The following is a 15,115-nucleotide window of genomic DNA, read 5'->3' as shown; positions in this document are numbered from 1 at the left end:
GCCGTGCGTAACCTTGACCCATGCATGATTTTCTGCGATTGGGCGAAGAGCGCGAGAGCGTTCTCGAAGAAACCTTCCTGACCGTCAACAAGATGTGGCAGGGACAAGACAAGGCACGCGAAGGTGAACCAGAGTTCACACAAGCCACTGTCGAACTCCTCAAAGAACACTTACCCGAGACCGGAATGGATGCAACAGCTGCTCTGGGCCTCGCTGCCGAAGTGCTGGACCAGTCCATTGCCCAGTCCAGGCCACGCTTCCTCGCATACATCGGATCTAGTGGTCTTGAAGTGGGTGCTGTCGCAGACTTCCTCGCTGCAAGTTATGACATCAATGTTGCATTGAATTCCAAAGCATCCACCATGCTCGAAGTCCAAACCAGTAAATGGCTCGGTGACTTTATTGGATTCCCTAATTCACGAGGATTATTCACCTCCGGTGGAACGATCAGCAATATCACCGGTTTGGCAGTTGCGAGGCAGAAGGCTGTTCCCAACTCGCGTGCAGAAGGAAATAGTGTCCCTCTTGCTGTGTATTGCTCGAGCGAAGCTCACTACTCCAACCGCCGTGCCGTTGAACTTCTCGGTCTCGGGAACAAGGCCATTCGCTCCATCCCCATTGATGAGCAGCGCCGAATGATTCCCGTTGAGCTAGAACGTGCCATTAAAGAGGACATTGCCAATGGTGTGAAACCAATGGCGATTATTGCAAGCGCAGGGACAACCCTGACTGGTGCTGTTGATCCTCTGCGAGAAATTGCTCGGATTGCCAACACCTACAACGTGTGGATGCACGTCGATGGAGCTTACGGTGCTCCAGCAGCTGGTGCAGACTCAGCCCGCCCGCTCTTTGATGGGCTAGAACTTGCTGACTCGGTCACCATTGATGCACACAAGTGGTTGTTTGTGCCCAAAGCGTGCAGCATTGTGCTGGTTCGGGACTATGCCGCGCTCGCCGAAACCTTTGGCCACAACGAGGCCTACATGCCGCACAACACCGAAGAGCCCAACCCTGTTGATGTAACGCTGGAATATTCCAGGCCTTTGCGTGCGCTCAAACTGTGGCTTGGTTTCAAAACCCATGGTGCCAGTCAGTTCCGTGAAGCAATTGAACACGATCTCCAATTGGCACAGATCACTTATGACAGAGCAAGTGTTGATGCGCGCTATCGCGTGATGCCACACCGCCCACAGCTTTCCGTGGTTCCTGTGCAGTATCTGCCACAGGGAATGACTGATCCCCAAGAGGTCAGTGATCACAATGCTGAGCTGTGTAAGGCAATTGTTGAAGATGGTCGTGTGTATCTCTCCCCCGCAATGATTGATGGGCACTGCTGGTTGCGCCCCTGCTACACAAACTTCAGAACAGAAGTTGAGGACGTGGATGTACTCTTCAGTGTGATTGAAGAACTCAGCGACAAGATTCGTCGCTAGCTTCAGTGCCAGAATTGCTTAATGAGTAAAGCGATAGTTCTGAGTGAATTTGGTGACTCTTCAGTCCTGAACTTCACCGAAGTTGAACCACCTGTTGCAGGTTACGGCCAGGTGCTGGTGCGCATGCGTGCCACCGGCGTGAACTTCATTGAGATTTATCAACGCAAGGGCATCTACTCCATCCCTCTTCCTCATATTCTGGGTGCAGAAGGAATGGGAACAGTAGAAGCCCTGGGTGAGGGAGTGGCCAACCTCCAGGTTGGTCAACGCGTTGCCTTCACTGACGGCATCTCAACCTATGCCGAGTTGGCACTCGTGCCAGCAGATAAGGCACTGCTCATCCCCGCGGGCATGGATGACCTCACTGCAGCGGCGTTGCCATTGCAGGGAATGACGGCACACTATCTCTCATCCAGTACCTTCCCACTGGGCCCTGAACACACTGCACTCATTCACGCCGGAGCAGGTGGCGTGGGCCTGTTACTGATTCAGCTCGCAAAGCTTCGTGGGGCAAGAGTCTTCACTACAGTCTCTGACGAGAAGAAAGCAGAACTTGCTCGGGCTGCCGGTGCTGATGAAGTTCTGGACTACGACGGTTTTGATGTTCGCGTCCGTGAACTCACCAACGGCCAGGGGGTCAATGTTGTCTATGACGGTGTGGGACAGGCAACCTTTGATAGTTCACTGAAGTCCTTAGCTATCCGCGGATACATGGTTCTTTTCGGTGCGGCCTCAGGGCCTGTTCCTGAATTTGATCTGCAGCGACTGAACTCTGGTGGTTCTCTCTTCATTACTCGTCCCACGCTCTGGAATTACTTGCTCACGCCCGAAGAGCGCAACTGGCGCTGGGGCGAGCTCACAGATGCCGTTATTGCGGGGAAGTTGGATGTGCGCATTGGTGGCACTTACCCCTTAGCGGATGCCGCCCAGGCTCAGGACGACTTGGCTGGGCGTAAAACCACCGGCAAACTTTTATTACTTCCCTAACGCAAAGGCAATTATGAATAAGGGCGAATACCAGATTCTTCACCGTCAGTCCTCGGACTATGACCGGACTCTGCTCAGCGATCAGGGGGTGGAATCCGTCACTCTCGGTGAGCACACCTTTACCCAGGTCTCTCCTGAGGCACTCGAGCTTCTTGCCTACACCGCCTATAAGGAAATTAACTACTTCCTGCGCCCAGCCCACCTTGCCCAGCTGCGCAAGATCCTGGATGACCCTGAAGCATCCGGCAACGACAAATACGTGGCTTTGGATCTTCTCAAGAACGCCAACGTTGCTTCTGGTGGTGTGCTGCCTATGTGTCAGGACACCGGAACAGCTCTAGTGATGGCAAAGCGTGGTCACCGGATCTTGACCGATGGTCGCGATGCGGAATACATCACGAACGGTATTGCCAAGGCGTATCACGACCTCAACCTTCGCTACTCCCAGATGTCACCTGTGACGATGTGGGACGAGGTTAACACCGGAACCAACCTGCCGGCTGAAGTGGAAATCTCTTTGACCAAGGGAGACAGCTATGAATTCCTTTTCATGGCTAAGGGTGGCGGTAGCGCGAACAAGACCTTCCTTTACCAAGAGACCAAGGCAGTTCTCGAAGAGCAGCGCTTGTTGGAGTTCCTGCGCGAAAAGATTGCCAGCCTTGGAACTGCTGCGTGCCCTCCGTATCACCTGGCTATCACCATCGGCGGAACCTCAGCTGACTTCGCGGTGAAGACGGCGAAGCTTGCTTCCACTCACTACCTCGACTCTCTCCCCACCGAAGGTGGCAAAGAAGGCCAGGGTTTCCGTGACCTGGAGTTTGAGAAGAAGGTCTTCGAACTGACCAAAACCATCGGTTTTGGTGCTCAGTTCGGCGGTAAGTACTTCTGCCACGATGTTCGTGTTGTGCGCCTGCCTCGTCACGGTGCGTCGTTGCCGATTGCTATCGCAGTGTCTTGCTCGGCAGACCGCCAACTCTTGGCAACCATCAACTCTGAGGGTGTCTTCATCGAAGAGCTCGAGCACGATCCCGCACACTTCATTCCTGAAACTGGTCTGGAAGAAATCGAGCAGGCATCTCCTGGTGTTCCCATCAACTTGAACCAGCCCATGGAAGAAATCCTCAAGGAACTTTCTGCCTGCTCTATTGGTACTCGTGTGATGCTGACCGGAACCATTGTGGTGGCTCGTGACATTGCGCACGCCCGGATGCGCGAACGTCTGGAACGCGGTGAGGGTCTTCCTGACTACGCCAAGAACCACCCCATCTACTACGCAGGGCCAGCGAAGACCCCCGAGGGCCTTCCCACTGGCTCCTTTGGGCCCACCACGGCTGGGCGCATGGACAGCTATGTGGAGGAGTTCCAGAAGGCGGGCGGTTCCATGGTCATGCTGGCTAAGGGAAACCGTTCTTCTGTGGTGACCAAGGCCTGTGGTACCTATGGTGGCTTCTACCTCGGATCTGTGGGTGGACCTGCTGCACGTCTTGCTCAGGACAGCATTCGCTCGATGGAGATCATTGATTACCCCGAGTTGGGTATGGAGGCTGTCTATAAGATCGAGGTTGAAAACTTCCCCGCCTTCGTTGTTGTCGACGACAAGGGCAATGACTTCTTCACGATGGATCAGAAGAAGCCGCTACTCCTGGGACCCACTCGCTCTGTATAATATATTTAACGCGTAGAGCGCCCTGAATATCTAAGGAAAACACAGATGAGTGACAACAACTCCCGTGTCGTTGAAGGCTGGACTGGCCGACTCTTTGAAGACTTCGCTATTGGGGATATCTACTACCACCCCTTTGGGAAGACTGTCACTGAAGCTGACAACCAGATGTTCACGCTGATGACTCAAAACGTGTCGAAGACCCACGTTGACCGAAACTATGCAGCCGGTACTAGTTACAAACTTCCTCTTGTTAACTCCACCTTCACACTGGCATTGGTCACCGGACAGTCAACGATGGACCTTTCGATGAATGTCTTTGCAAACCTTGGCTGGGACGAAGTGCGCATGCCTGCACCTGTTTATGAAGGTGACACCATTTACTCCCGCTCCAAGGTTTTGGATTTACGCGAATCAGCCTCAAGGCCCACCATGGGTGTTGTGACGGTTGCCACCGAAGGTTTCAACCAAGACGGCACGATTGTGGTCAGCTTCAAGCGTTCCTTCATGATTTATAAGAAGGGCCACCTGCCCAGCGTTGCTGGCTCACGTCCCGATGAATCGTCACTGCCAGAGACAGCGGCACAATAATGGCGTCAACTCCGTGGTCAGGCAAGGACGTAGTGGCCAATGCCACTACCTTGTTGTTTGTCCCTGGGGATCGACCAGAGCGCTTCGTCAAAGCCCATCAGTCTGGTGCTGACCTGATCATTATTGATCTGGAAGATGCGGTCGGCCCAGAAAACAAATCCATGGCTTTGAGCGAAACAGTCACTGCATTGACAACCTCTCAGGCCGATATTCGACTGACCGCACTTGTGAGAATTGACAGCAACCTTGCTGCCGAACATCTTGCTGCTTTGAAGTTAGTTTCAGAAGCTGAGAACAACGGTCTTCTGGGTGTCATGATTCCCAAAGCAGAAACAGGACAACAGATACAAGATGCAGTTAATGAGCTGCCAGCGGAGTTGGCGATAGTCCCTCTGATCGAATCAGCACTGGGTCTTGTCAACGTCAATGAGATAGCACACGTTTCAGGTGTCACCAGGCTTGGTTTCGGTGCCGTTGATTTCGGGGTAGATACAGACGCAACTCATGAACGTGTTACTGATTATGCCCGAGCCAACATTGTGGTTGCTTCGCGTGCTGCTGGAATTGCCACCCCAGTTGATTCACCCAGCTTGAGCATCAAAGATGTCGCTGTGGTTACCACAGAGGCTAAACGTGCACGAGAATTCGGTTGCGGCGGAAAGCTGTGCATCCACCCTGCTCAGGTCGAACCGGTCAAGACAAGTTTTCGCCCCAGTGAAGAACAGATTGCCTGGGCTCAGGAAATCGAGGGACTTGAAGGCGGTGCTTCACAGCACAACGGTGTGATGATTGATAAGCCGGTCGTTGACCGGGCTAAGCGCATACTGGCGAGGGCGGGAGAGTAACACCATGGTTCGCCCACTCGATGGCATCACCGTCGTCACTCTCGAACAAGCTGTTGCGGCCCCTTTTGCTTCCCGTCAGCTATCTGATCTCGGTGCTCGAGTGATCAAGATTGAACGAGATGCCGGAGATTTTGCCCGCGCCTATGACGACAAGGTTCATGGAGAAGCAAGCTACTTCGTCTGGATCAATCGCAATAAGGAAAGCGTCGTTCTAGACCTCAAAAGTGACAAGGGTATTGCTGCACTCAAGGGACTCATTTCGAAGGCAGATGTGTTTATCCAGAATTTGGCGCCAGGCGCCATTGAACGGTTGGGTCTGTGCTCTGCAGAAGCGTTGAACATCAACCCGCAGTTGATCTATGTCTCCATCTCTGGCTATGGCCGTGGCGGAAGTTATGAGCAGAAGAAGGCCTACGACTTGCTCGTGCAGTGTGAAGCAGGCTTGCTCAGTGTGACCGGCACCGAAGAAGCTCCGGCCAAAGTGGGAATCTCTGTCGCAGACATTGCTGCGGGTATGTATGCCTATTCAGGTGTGCTCAGTGCCTTGATTCAGCGGGGTAAAACGGGCAAGGGAGATGTGCTCGAAATATCCATGCTGGAGGCATTGGGTGAGTGGATGAGTCAGCCCTATCTCTATGCAGAGTATGGCGGTGTTCAGCAGCCACGCTCCGGTGCTCAACATGCCACCATCGCTCCATATGGCCCGTTCAATACCAGCAACGGAACAGTCTTCTTCGGCATTCAAAACGAACGCGAATGGGTCAAGTTCTGTGAGGTTGTTCTGCAGGATGACTCGGTTGCGACCGATCCACGCTTTAGTGCTGGGGTGTCACGCGTGCAGAACCGACCTGCATTACACAAGGTCATCAACAGCACCTTCTCAACGCTCACAAACGACGAGGCTCTTGCACGCTTGGACGAAGCAGGAATTGCCAATGCTCAACTGCGAGACATGCGTGACTTCTCTGCCCACCCACAGCTTGCCGCACGCAATAGGTGGCGTGAAGTTGAACTCCCTCACGGCGACACCGCACGCTCATTACTGCCACCTGTGACTGCGCAGTCCTATGAACCTGCGATGGGTCCCATCCCGGCACTCGGTGCAGATACCGAATCAGTGCTGGCTGAGTTCGGTCTGAATTAGTACTACTGGCGAGTGACCTTGCCGGTCATTGTTGCCACAGGTTGCAGGAATGCAGGCTTGGCCAAAATCCATGCTGCAACAGTGAGAACGAGCGATCCAGCGAACAGGCCAAAGCCAAGCCAGCTGTCGCCGTTGTTTGCGGCATACATGTGGTTGAGGTTGCGGAGTGCGCCTGTGGTGAGAACGAGAGTCACGTGAACAATGACAAACAGCACAAAGAACAGCATCACGGGGTAGTGGATTGCCCGAGCCACGGGAAGTGGGTAGAGCTTGCTGATCTTGGCGGAAGGACCAGGCCAGGCGTTAGACATGCGAATACCGGTGAGTATTGCCAATGGTGCCGCAACAAAGACGATGAGGAAATACGCCAGCTGCTGAAGGCTGTTGTAGTTGACCCAGCCATTCTCAACAGGCCAATTAAGTGACGCATATTGAATTGCTGCAGACCAGGCGTTAGGAATGACTTCCCAGGTTGTGGGCACCAGACGCATCCACTGTCCTGTGACAAACAGCAGAACAATAAAGATCACGCCATTGACTGCCCAGAGGAAGTCGAGGCTAAGGTGAAGCCACAGATCTAGGCTGATCTTCTTAGGCCCACCCTTTGTGCGAAGTAGTCCCTTATTGTTTCGGGTCCAATAGGCGGCAGGGCGCTGGGTAGTGCGAACGAGCCATCCGGTGCGAATAATCAACACAATGAAGAATGCGTTGAGGAAGTGCTGGAAGTTCAACCATGCCGGGAATCCTTCAGGAGCCCCAGCAGGAAGCTCTGTTGCTCCGGGGTATTGAGCCAGGAATGCAGCACCAGCCTCGCTGGCGCGATACCACTGGGCAGCCAAGACGATGGCAACAAGGACAACAAGTGCAAGGGGGATTCCCCAAGCAAGCTTCTTTTTGGTTTCTGGGCTGCTGAATGCAGCAGCAAGGTTGCTCATCGACGAGCCTCGATTGCAGAAATCAACTGCGGAACAACAGTGAAGACGTCTCCCACGATTCCGAAATCTGCAACCTCAAAGATAGGCGCATCGCCGTCTTTATTGATGGCGATGATGGTGTCTGAAGTTTGCATACCAGCACGGTGCTGGATGGCGCCAGAGATTCCGAGAGCAACATAGAGCTGTGGTGCGACAGTCACACCAGTCTGTCCAACCTGGTGTGACTGGGGGATAAACCCGGCATCCACCGCTGCGCGTGATGCGCCAACTGCAGCACCGAGGGTGTCTGCCAGTTGCTCAACAAGAACAAACTTCTCAGCCGTACCAAGACCACGACCACCTGAGACGACTTTCTCAGCACCACGAAGTTCGGGCCGTGTTGAGTTGGAATCTTGCACTTGGGTGCTCGCAATTGTTCCGGACTGTGCGGGGTTGATCTCAAAAGAAATCGTGCTCACTGCAGGCGAAGCAACCGGGGTGCGACCGTCAGGCGATCCTTGACGGACTGTGGCAATTACGAGGCCACCTGTGGTGTGGGCTTCGACGGTGTAACCACCACCGAAGACAGAGTGTGTGGACACAATTCCAGAAGTGCCCGATGTGAGATCTACTGCGTCAACCAAGACGCTGGTGTTGCAACGCACGGCAAGACGACCGGCAACTTCACGGCCGTTGATGGTGTTGGGAATCAGTACTGCGGCAGGACTAGTTGAGCTGATTGTTGCTTCGAGTGCAGCAACCGCAGGGGTTGCTAACGCGGTAGTTGCCTGTGCGCATTCAGCAATGATGATCTGTGCGGCACCTAATGCTCCGAGTTCTTGGGCAAGGTTTGCCGCTGCTCCTGGGGCAACAACAACGACAGCAACGGGAGTGCCCAGCTTGGTAGCCGATGCCAAGAGTGAGGGCGTAGTAGAGCTGAGCGATCCAGAACTGTTGAGTTCTACGAGGGCAAGAATGTTCGACATGTGAGTACCTGCCTTAGATCAGTCTGTTCGAGACGAGGAAGTCAGCCAGCTGCTGGGCAGCTGTGCCGTCGTCGATAACTTTGATTCCTGCTTCGCGTGCAGGGCGAACTGTGGTGGTGAGTACTGTTGTTGATCCAGCTGGAACTGCCGCAGCCAGGTCCCCAGCGGTCTTTGTGGCAACAGGCTTCTTCTTGGCGCCCATGATTCCCTTGAAACTGGGGAATCTAGCATCGGGATTGCTTTCGTTCACTGAGATGACCGCAGGCAATTCAGCATGAACCTGCTGGGTTCCGTCTTCGAGTAGTCGAGTACCTGACACAGAGCTGCCAGAGATTTCAATGGATCCGAGCATTCCTAAGTGAGCAAAGCCGAGGTGCTCGGCAATCATCGAAGGAACAATTCCTCCACGTCCATCCGTTGATTCATTACCGGCGACAACGAGATCGGGGGAGATTTCCTTGATTGCTGCTGCAAGCGTGGCGGCAGTGAGGCCTGCGTCTGCACCTGCGAGTGCAGCGTCGTTGATGTGCACTGCTGAGTCACATCCCATGGCCAGTGCCTTCTTGATGGATTCACTGACATCACCGGGTGCCATGGTCATCACAATAACCTCAGCGGACTTATCGGAGTCTTTGTAGGAGAGGGCAACCTCGAGTGCGCGCTCGTTGATTTCATCGATGACATTGTCACCGCCGCGGTCTACCCATCCTGTTGAGGTGTCGAGCTTGCGCTCACCCCAGGTGTCGGGCACCTGCTTCATCAATACAACGATTTTCACTACTGTTTTCCTCTCATCGAGTAACAGAAAATATTATATACCAAACTCATTATGGGAGAGCAAGAGCAGCAACAACCGCGTTTTGTTTAGCCCTGGGCGGCGATACGAGCGTCGATGTGGCTCGCGAGTTGTTCACCCGCGTGACGCACGTGCTCGGTCATTTCCTGGCGTGCTCGTTCTGCATCGCCCTGTCGGATTGCATCGAGCAAACCTGAGTGATCGTGCACGGTGGTTTCAGGCCAGCCGTTGATAGTTGCATAGAAACGACGTGGTGCATATCGTGAAACGAGTTTGATCACCCACGCCAGTCGGGGAGCATCTGCAGTGAGGTTGATTTCACGGTGGAAGGCATGGTTCAGTTCCTCCAGTGCGCCCAGGTCTCCACGGTTTGCTGCAGCGACAAGTTCGGTGTGAATCTGCTCAAGTGAGGCAACCGTTTCAGGGGTTGCTTTCGAAGCAGCACGAGCTGCCAGCTCTCCAGCAACCATGGACTGAACGAGGAACATGTCGCGCACATCGTTGCCGTCAACTTTGGCAACGGTGAATCCGCGACGGGGGGCAAGGTCAAGGAATCCTTCGGCACGAAGTGCCTGCAGTGCTTCACGGGCGGGGGTGGTGGAAATACCGAGCTCGTCGGCAACTGTTTCGGGACGAACTGGTGCGCCAGCGGGGAGTGTGCCGGAGGTGATTTGGTCACGCAAGAAGGAGGCAGCTTCATCGCCGAGTTGGGGACGAACTTGGTGCTGGCGGGGAGGGATCATCAGCAGTGCTCCTAGGTATATGTGCGCATGAAATGCCCGCGAAATAGGGCGAAAGTGCTCTTTACATAATATTCGTTGTAGCTCTGTCGGATACGGTCAATATGATATATTTTGTTTTTATGACCTCTTATCTCAATGAAGATGAACAGATGCTCGTAGACACTGTCCGAGCATTCATCGATCGCGACGTTAAGCCCACCGTCAACGAAGTAGAGCACGCCAACGAATACCCTGAAGCGTGGATTGAACAGATGAAAGAGATGGGTATCTACGGTCTCGCAGTTCCTGAAGAATATGACGGACTTCCTATTTCCATGCCTGCGTATGTCCAGGTAACCGAAGAGTTGGCCCGGGGATGGATGAGCCTCTCGGGAGCAATGGGCGGTCACACCGTAGTTGCCAAGTTGCTCACCATGTATGGCACTGAAGAGCAGAAGAGCAAATACCTTCCCCTGATGGCCACCGGTGAACTTCGTGCCACCATGGCCTTGACTGAGCCCAGTGGAGGTTCAGACCTGCAAGGAATCTCAACTATTGCTCGTGTTGACGGAGATGACTTGGTCATCAATGGGTCGAAGACCTGGATTACTAATGCACGTCGTTCGGGACTGATTGCTCTTCTGGTAAAGACCGATCCACAAGCAGAACCCCGTCACAAAGGTATGTCCATTGTCTTGGTAGAACCAGGTCCTGGATTCACTGTCTCGAAGGATCTTCCCAAGCTCGGATATAAGGGTGTGGAATCCTGCGAGATCTCATTTGATGACTACCGCACCCCCGTGACACAGATTCTCGGTGGTGAACCTGGCCATGGATTTACTCAGTTCATGAAGGGGCTCGAGACCGGCCGCCTGCAAGTTGCGGCACGTTCACTCGGTGTTGCTGCTGCCGCTCTTGAAGATTCACTCAAATATGCCCAAGAACGTGAGACCTTCGGTAAACCCATCTGGAAGCACCAGTCCATTGGTAACTACTTGGCAGAAATGGCTACCAAGCTCACCGCTGCCCGTCAGCTCACTCGTTATGCCGCAGAGAAGTATGAAAGCGGAGAACGTTGCGACATGGAAGCGGGTATGGCCAAGCTCTACGCATCTGAAGTTGCTATGGAGATTGCGCTCAATGCAATCCGTATTCACGGAGGTTACGGTTACTCAACCGAATACGATGTTGAACGCTACTTCCGTGATGCACCGCTCATGATTGTGGGCGAGGGAACCAACGAGATTCAAAAGAACGTTATTGCTGCACAGCTAGTTGCACGCGGCGGACTGTAAAGAAAGAGAAGGCAATGTCGTACTTTGAACCAGATGCCGATCTGCTTGCTGCCTCAGAAAAGGCACTCGCATCAATCAGCACAGCACGACTGATTCCATCAGCTCAGACCTTTGACATCATCGACCCGGCAACGGAGAAGGTCATTGGGACACTTCCTGACCACACTCCAGAACACGCACTGCAGGCACTGGCAAAGGCAGATGCTGCAGGAAAGAAGTGGGCAAAGACGTCACCTCGTCACCGTTCGGACGTTCTTCATGCTGTCTACGCCAAGCTGATCGAGAACAAGGACACCCTTGCCTACATCATCTCTCGAGAGATGGGTAAGCCACTGGCTGAAGGCTATGCAGAAGTCCAGTACTCAGCGGATTATGTGCGCTGGTTTGCCGAGGAGGCACTTCGAGCACAGGGTCTCTACCGTGATTCGCCAGCTGGCGATGCCACCATTTTGGTGCGCCGAGCACCAGTAGGAAATGCTGTGCTGATCGCGCCGTGGAACTTCCCTATGGCCATGGCAACTCGCAAGATTGCACCAGCTCTGGCAGCAGGGTGTGCTTGTGTGGTCAAGCCAGCAAACCTAACCCCGTTGACCACTGTTGTTGTTCAAGACCTGATGGTTCAAGCTGGAGTTCCAGAAGACCTCGTTCAGGTCATCACCACAACGGATGCTCCAGGTTTTAGCTCCACGCTGCTCGCCGATCAGCGTGTGCGCAAAATCTCCTTCACCGGATCTACTCCAGTGGGTTCAACCTTGATGGAACTTGCTGCAAAGAACATCGTGAAGAGCTCGATGGAACTCGGTGGAAACGCACCGCTCATTGTCTTTGATGATGCAGATCTTGACCGTGCAATCGAAGGCGCCATCTTGGCCAAGATGCGTAACGGTGGACAGACATGTGTTGCTGCAAACCGCATGTTTGTTCAAGGCGGTATCGCTGACGCATTCATTGAGGGCTTCACTGCAAAAATGGCTGCCTTCAAGCTGGGCAACGCAATGAACAAGGACGTTGATTTAGGTCCTGTCATTGATGACCGTGCTGTTCAACGACTGACTCACCTGGTCAATGATGCCGTTGCAAAGGGTGCAACCCTGCGCACCGGCGGCAAGGCACCAGAGCGCGAAGGTCACTTCTTCGAACCAACTGTTCTGGATAACGTGCCAGCAGATGCCGATATTGCAAAGACTGAAATCTTTGGCCCTGTCGCGGCAATCACTCGCTTCAGCACGCAAGAAGAAGTGATCGAGAAGGCGAATGACACCGAATTTGGTTTGGCAGCATTCGTGTTCACCGAAAACCTCGATCGCGCCATCAATGTGGCTGAAGCACTCGAGACCGGCATGGTGGGCATCAACAACGGTTTGCTTTCCAACATCGCAGCTCCATTCGGCGGCGTGAAAGCATCCGGCACTGGACGTGAAGGTGGTGCAGAAGGTCTCGAGGAATACCAGGAGATCCGCTACTTCACCATGAAGCGTCGCGAGACCTACTAAGCGAAACTTACTCAACCTCCACGCCCTCACGGCAAACAAGAAGCCCCCACTGTGGTGGGGGCTTCTTAGGTTTCAGAACTAAACAGCTACCGGTTCAACCTCGAGGAACCAGTCAATGAGTTCACGGCCGTGGGCCTGAGCATATTTGCCCTTGGCGTCCCATTCTTGACGGAATTCTTCGGCGGTGAAGTTACCCACCAACTCATCTCCGCCAACACGAAGCCATTCCTCCATCAGTTCTTTGGTGACTTCTGGGTGGAACTGCACTCCGAGAGAATTACCTGCCTTGAAAACTTGGGGAGCAATCTCTGTGCGGGCAAGAACTTCAACATCGGCAGGGAGTTCAACAATGTCGTTGTGCCAAGAGAACCAGGGACCCGGTGCTGCGGGGCAGCCAGCGGAGGCATCAAATTCGATCATGCCCACCTCCATACGCTCCGCCTTGATGGTGCGACCGCCGAGAACTTCCGCCAGCAGTTGTGCGCCGAAGCAGATGCCTAAGTACGGAGTTCCACGGTTTCGAACCTTGCGAATGAACTCAATTTCTTCCTCAACCCAGGCGCGTGTTGCTGGGTTGTATGCGTGCGTGAACGAACCAAACACGATGACGGAGTCCACGCCCTCAAGTGAGGGGAAATTGGTATTCGCGGGTAGGAAACCATCGTGGTTTTCGGTCGCGTTGAGTACCTCATGGTGAATGACGGTGTGACCAATCTCGGTGAGGTAGTCAGCTACGTAGCCATAGTCAGAGGCAATAGTTTCTTCGTGCGTAACGAGAAGAATTGTTTTAGACACTAGTAACCCTTGGATTAGATGACATCGCGGTAGCGCTGGGTCTCCCAGTCGGTAACCCATGCAGCAAATGCGGCCATTTCATTCTCTTGCATCACAGTGAAGTTCTCGACAAAATCTTTGCCGAAGCACTCCAGCGCCCATGAGCTCGATGAGAAATTAGCCAACGAGTCGCGCATGTTCGTGGCGAAGCGAACCAACGATTCATCGAGGTGAGCATCTCCGATGGTTTGACCAATGAGTTCGTATTCATTGCGAATACCGTCAAGACCTGCTTGGAGGTAGCCCTGGGCGACGAGGTAGGGATTGGAATCTGCTGCAGCCCATCGAACTTCCATGCGGGTGCCGGGACCAGCATCTGTGATGCAGCGCACACCCACCAGGCGGTTGTCCAAGCCCCAGCACACTTGGGTGGGGGAGAAGGAGTAGTCCACGATGCGCTTGTAGTCGTTTTGGGTGGGCTGAGCAATAATCTGCAGTTCGAGGTTGTGCTTGAGTACACCAGTAAGGAACTTGCGCATGAGGTCAGAGTGAACGACGTGATCTGAGTCTTTTGCGGCAAACAAGTTCTTACCCTTGTTATCGGTCAGGCTCAGGTGCACGTGCATACCTGAACCAGCGCCGCCGTTGATGGGCTTTGCCATGAACGTTGCGTGCAAGCTGTTCTGACGTGCAACGCGACGCACAATGTGGCGGAACAAGATGGTCTTGTCGACCATGGTCAGAGCATCGTCATACTTCAGATTGATTTCAATCTGAGAGGGACCGTATTCAACGTTGGAAGCTTCTACTTCAATTCCGGAACGCTCGAGTGCGTGGCGGATACCACCGATGACGTTTTCCAATTCATCTGCACGGTCCATGGAGTAGCAATACGCCTGGTCAGAGATGGGTGTCCAGTCTTCGTTAAACAGGTGGAACTCAAGTTCGGTTGCCAGGTTGATGCCGTAACCAAGTTTGGCGAATTCAGCAATGGTCTTTTTGAGCATGCCGCGACCATCCATCGTGACGGGTTCTCCGGTGTGGCCATCGACCATGTCACACATCACGTTGGCCATGCCTTCTTCCCACCCAGCAATGCGGAAGGACTGCAAATCAGGGATCGCCTTCATGTCGGGAGCACCCATGTCGCGTTCGAACCATGGAGTCGCCTCGACGTCGGAACGGAAGTTCCACGAGAACGCGACACCGGAGATGGCAAAGCCTGCACCGGAGAGGAACTGTTCCACTGGCAGACGCTTACCGCGCGGCATTCCCCAGGTGTCGGTGAAAATACATTCCACGGTGTGAATGTTGTTTTCGGAGATGATCTTTGCGCAATCAGCCAAGGTTTTTGCTGCAGTAGCGGTCTGTGAAGCCATGGTTCCTCATCTTTGAGTTACAGATCCGACAATCGGATATACAATATATAGAGTAACCGAGGGTTACTTCTCCGGCAACTATTGCCGGGCATT

Annotated in this window: 14 protein-coding genes; 8 read left to right on the top strand and 6 right to left on the bottom strand. The window is 53.7% G+C overall.

The genetic code is table 11. The features are described 5' to 3' along the window. Positions 1-20 precede the first annotated feature (20 nt). The 6 genes from M2120_RS05035 to M2120_RS05010 are packed head-to-tail and all read left to right on the top strand — an operon-like array spanning position 21 to position 6,663. Entirely contained in the window at positions 21-1,433 is a 1,413-nt protein-coding gene (locus M2120_RS05035) for a pyridoxal phosphate-dependent decarboxylase family protein (protein WP_280797627.1), read from the top strand. Positions 1,434-1,454: 21 nt separating this feature from the next. After that, complete coding sequence (locus M2120_RS05030) at positions 1,455-2,420, top strand: quinone oxidoreductase family protein (protein ID WP_280797626.1); 966 nt, start codon at positions 1,455-1,457, stop codon at positions 2,418-2,420. Positions 2,421-2,433: 13 nt separating this feature from the next. After that, positions 2,434-4,086, top strand: coding sequence for a FumA C-terminus/TtdB family hydratase beta subunit (locus M2120_RS05025; protein ID WP_280797625.1), 1,653 nt, complete (start codon positions 2,434-2,436; stop codon positions 4,084-4,086). 45 nt (positions 4,087-4,131) lie between these two features. Continuing rightward, a complete protein-coding gene (locus M2120_RS05020) occupies positions 4,132-4,674 on the top strand; it encodes a MaoC family dehydratase (protein ID WP_280797624.1) in 543 nt (180 codons plus the stop codon). Continuing rightward, positions 4,674-5,519: an HpcH/HpaI aldolase/citrate lyase family protein gene (locus M2120_RS05015; RefSeq protein ID WP_280797623.1), complete on the top strand. Its 846-nt coding sequence runs from the start codon at positions 4,674-4,676 to the stop codon at positions 5,517-5,519. The genes M2120_RS05020 and M2120_RS05015 overlap by 1 nt, the downstream gene beginning before the upstream one ends. Positions 5,520-5,523: 4 nt before the next feature. After that, a complete protein-coding gene (locus M2120_RS05010; RefSeq protein WP_280797622.1) occupies positions 5,524-6,663 on the top strand; it encodes a CaiB/BaiF CoA transferase family protein in 1,140 nt (379 codons plus the stop codon). 2 nt (positions 6,664-6,665) lie between these two features. Here the strand turns inward: M2120_RS05010 and M2120_RS05005 are convergent, their stop codons facing one another. The 4 genes from M2120_RS05005 to M2120_RS04990 form a co-directional block, all read right to left on the bottom strand. Beyond that, positions 6,666-7,598 (bottom strand): cytochrome b/b6 domain-containing protein, encoded by a 933-nt coding sequence (locus M2120_RS05005; RefSeq protein ID WP_280797621.1) that lies wholly within the window; start codon positions 7,596-7,598, stop codon positions 6,666-6,668. Further along, complete coding sequence (locus M2120_RS05000) at positions 7,595-8,563, bottom strand: electron transfer flavoprotein subunit alpha/FixB family protein (RefSeq protein WP_280797620.1); 969 nt, start codon at positions 8,561-8,563, stop codon at positions 7,595-7,597. The genes M2120_RS05005 and M2120_RS05000 overlap by 4 nt, the downstream gene beginning before the upstream one ends. Before the next feature lie 13 nt (positions 8,564-8,576). Then, positions 8,577-9,341, bottom strand: a complete 765-nt coding sequence (locus M2120_RS04995; RefSeq protein WP_280797619.1) for an electron transfer flavoprotein subunit beta/FixA family protein — start codon at positions 9,339-9,341, stop codon at positions 8,577-8,579. Between the two features lie 86 nt (positions 9,342-9,427). Continuing rightward, complete coding sequence (locus M2120_RS04990; RefSeq protein WP_280797618.1) at positions 9,428-10,102, bottom strand: GntR family transcriptional regulator; 675 nt, start codon at positions 10,100-10,102, stop codon at positions 9,428-9,430. Positions 10,103-10,221: 119 nt separating this feature from the next. Here M2120_RS04990 and M2120_RS04985 point away from each other — a divergent pair, with 119 nt between their 5' ends. Together M2120_RS04985 and M2120_RS04980 are read left to right on the top strand one after the other, a co-directional pair. Continuing rightward, entirely contained in the window at positions 10,222-11,376 is a 1,155-nt protein-coding gene (locus tag M2120_RS04985) for an acyl-CoA dehydrogenase family protein (RefSeq protein WP_280797617.1), read from the top strand. A gap of 14 nt (positions 11,377-11,390) precedes the next feature. Continuing rightward, the gene (locus M2120_RS04980) at positions 11,391-12,869 is read left to right on the top strand and encodes an NAD-dependent succinate-semialdehyde dehydrogenase (protein ID WP_280797616.1); all 1,479 of its coding nucleotides are present in this window, start codon (positions 11,391-11,393) and stop codon (positions 12,867-12,869) included. A gap of 78 nt (positions 12,870-12,947) precedes the next feature. Here M2120_RS04980 and M2120_RS04975 read toward each other — a convergent pair whose 3' ends face one another. Both M2120_RS04975 and M2120_RS04970 read right to left on the bottom strand, forming a co-directional pair. Next, a complete protein-coding gene (locus tag M2120_RS04975) occupies positions 12,948-13,664 on the bottom strand; it encodes a type 1 glutamine amidotransferase (protein WP_280797615.1) in 717 nt (238 codons plus the stop codon). 14 nt (positions 13,665-13,678) lie between these two features. Continuing rightward, positions 13,679-15,022, bottom strand: coding sequence for a glutamine synthetase family protein (locus tag M2120_RS04970; protein WP_280797614.1), 1,344 nt, complete (start codon positions 15,020-15,022; stop codon positions 13,679-13,681). Positions 15,023-15,115 lie beyond the last annotated feature (93 nt).

This window comes from Aurantimicrobium minutum (genome assembly GCF_029893825.1).
Lineage (GTDB): Bacteria > Actinomycetota > Actinomycetes > Actinomycetales > Microbacteriaceae > Aurantimicrobium > Aurantimicrobium minutum_C.
The sequence above is the reverse complement of the archived record's forward strand: the minus strand, read 5'-3'. Positions and strand labels throughout refer to the sequence as shown.

What these genes read in the sequence shown, in the direction of transcription:
- M2120_RS05005 (WP_280797621.1), bottom strand. Translation starts at nt 7,598, where the DNA reads ATGAGCAACCTTGCTGCTGCATTCAGCAGCCCAGAAACCAAAAAGAAG.
- M2120_RS05015 (WP_280797623.1), top strand. Translation starts at nt 4,674, where the DNA reads ATGGCGTCAACTCCGTGGTCAGGCAAGGACGTAGTGGCCAATGCCACT.
- M2120_RS05035 (WP_280797627.1), top strand. Translation starts at nt 21, where the DNA reads ATGCATGATTTTCTGCGATTGGGCGAAGAGCGCGAGAGCGTTCTCGAA.
- M2120_RS05010 (WP_280797622.1), top strand. Translation starts at nt 5,524, where the DNA reads ATGGTTCGCCCACTCGATGGCATCACCGTCGTCACTCTCGAACAAGCT.
- M2120_RS04985 (WP_280797617.1), top strand. Translation starts at nt 10,222, where the DNA reads ATGACCTCTTATCTCAATGAAGATGAACAGATGCTCGTAGACACTGTC.
- M2120_RS04990 (WP_280797618.1), bottom strand. Translation starts at nt 10,102, where the DNA reads ATGATCCCTCCCCGCCAGCACCAAGTTCGTCCCCAACTCGGCGATGAA.
- M2120_RS05025 (WP_280797625.1), top strand. Translation starts at nt 2,434, where the DNA reads ATGAATAAGGGCGAATACCAGATTCTTCACCGTCAGTCCTCGGACTAT.
- M2120_RS04980 (WP_280797616.1), top strand. Translation starts at nt 11,391, where the DNA reads ATGTCGTACTTTGAACCAGATGCCGATCTGCTTGCTGCCTCAGAAAAG.
- M2120_RS05000 (WP_280797620.1), bottom strand. Translation starts at nt 8,563, where the DNA reads ATGTCGAACATTCTTGCCCTCGTAGAACTCAACAGTTCTGGATCGCTC.
- M2120_RS04970 (WP_280797614.1), bottom strand. Translation starts at nt 15,022, where the DNA reads ATGGCTTCACAGACCGCTACTGCAGCAAAAACCTTGGCTGATTGCGCA.
- M2120_RS05030 (WP_280797626.1), top strand. Translation starts at nt 1,455, where the DNA reads ATGAGTAAAGCGATAGTTCTGAGTGAATTTGGTGACTCTTCAGTCCTG.
- M2120_RS05020 (WP_280797624.1), top strand. Translation starts at nt 4,132, where the DNA reads ATGAGTGACAACAACTCCCGTGTCGTTGAAGGCTGGACTGGCCGACTC.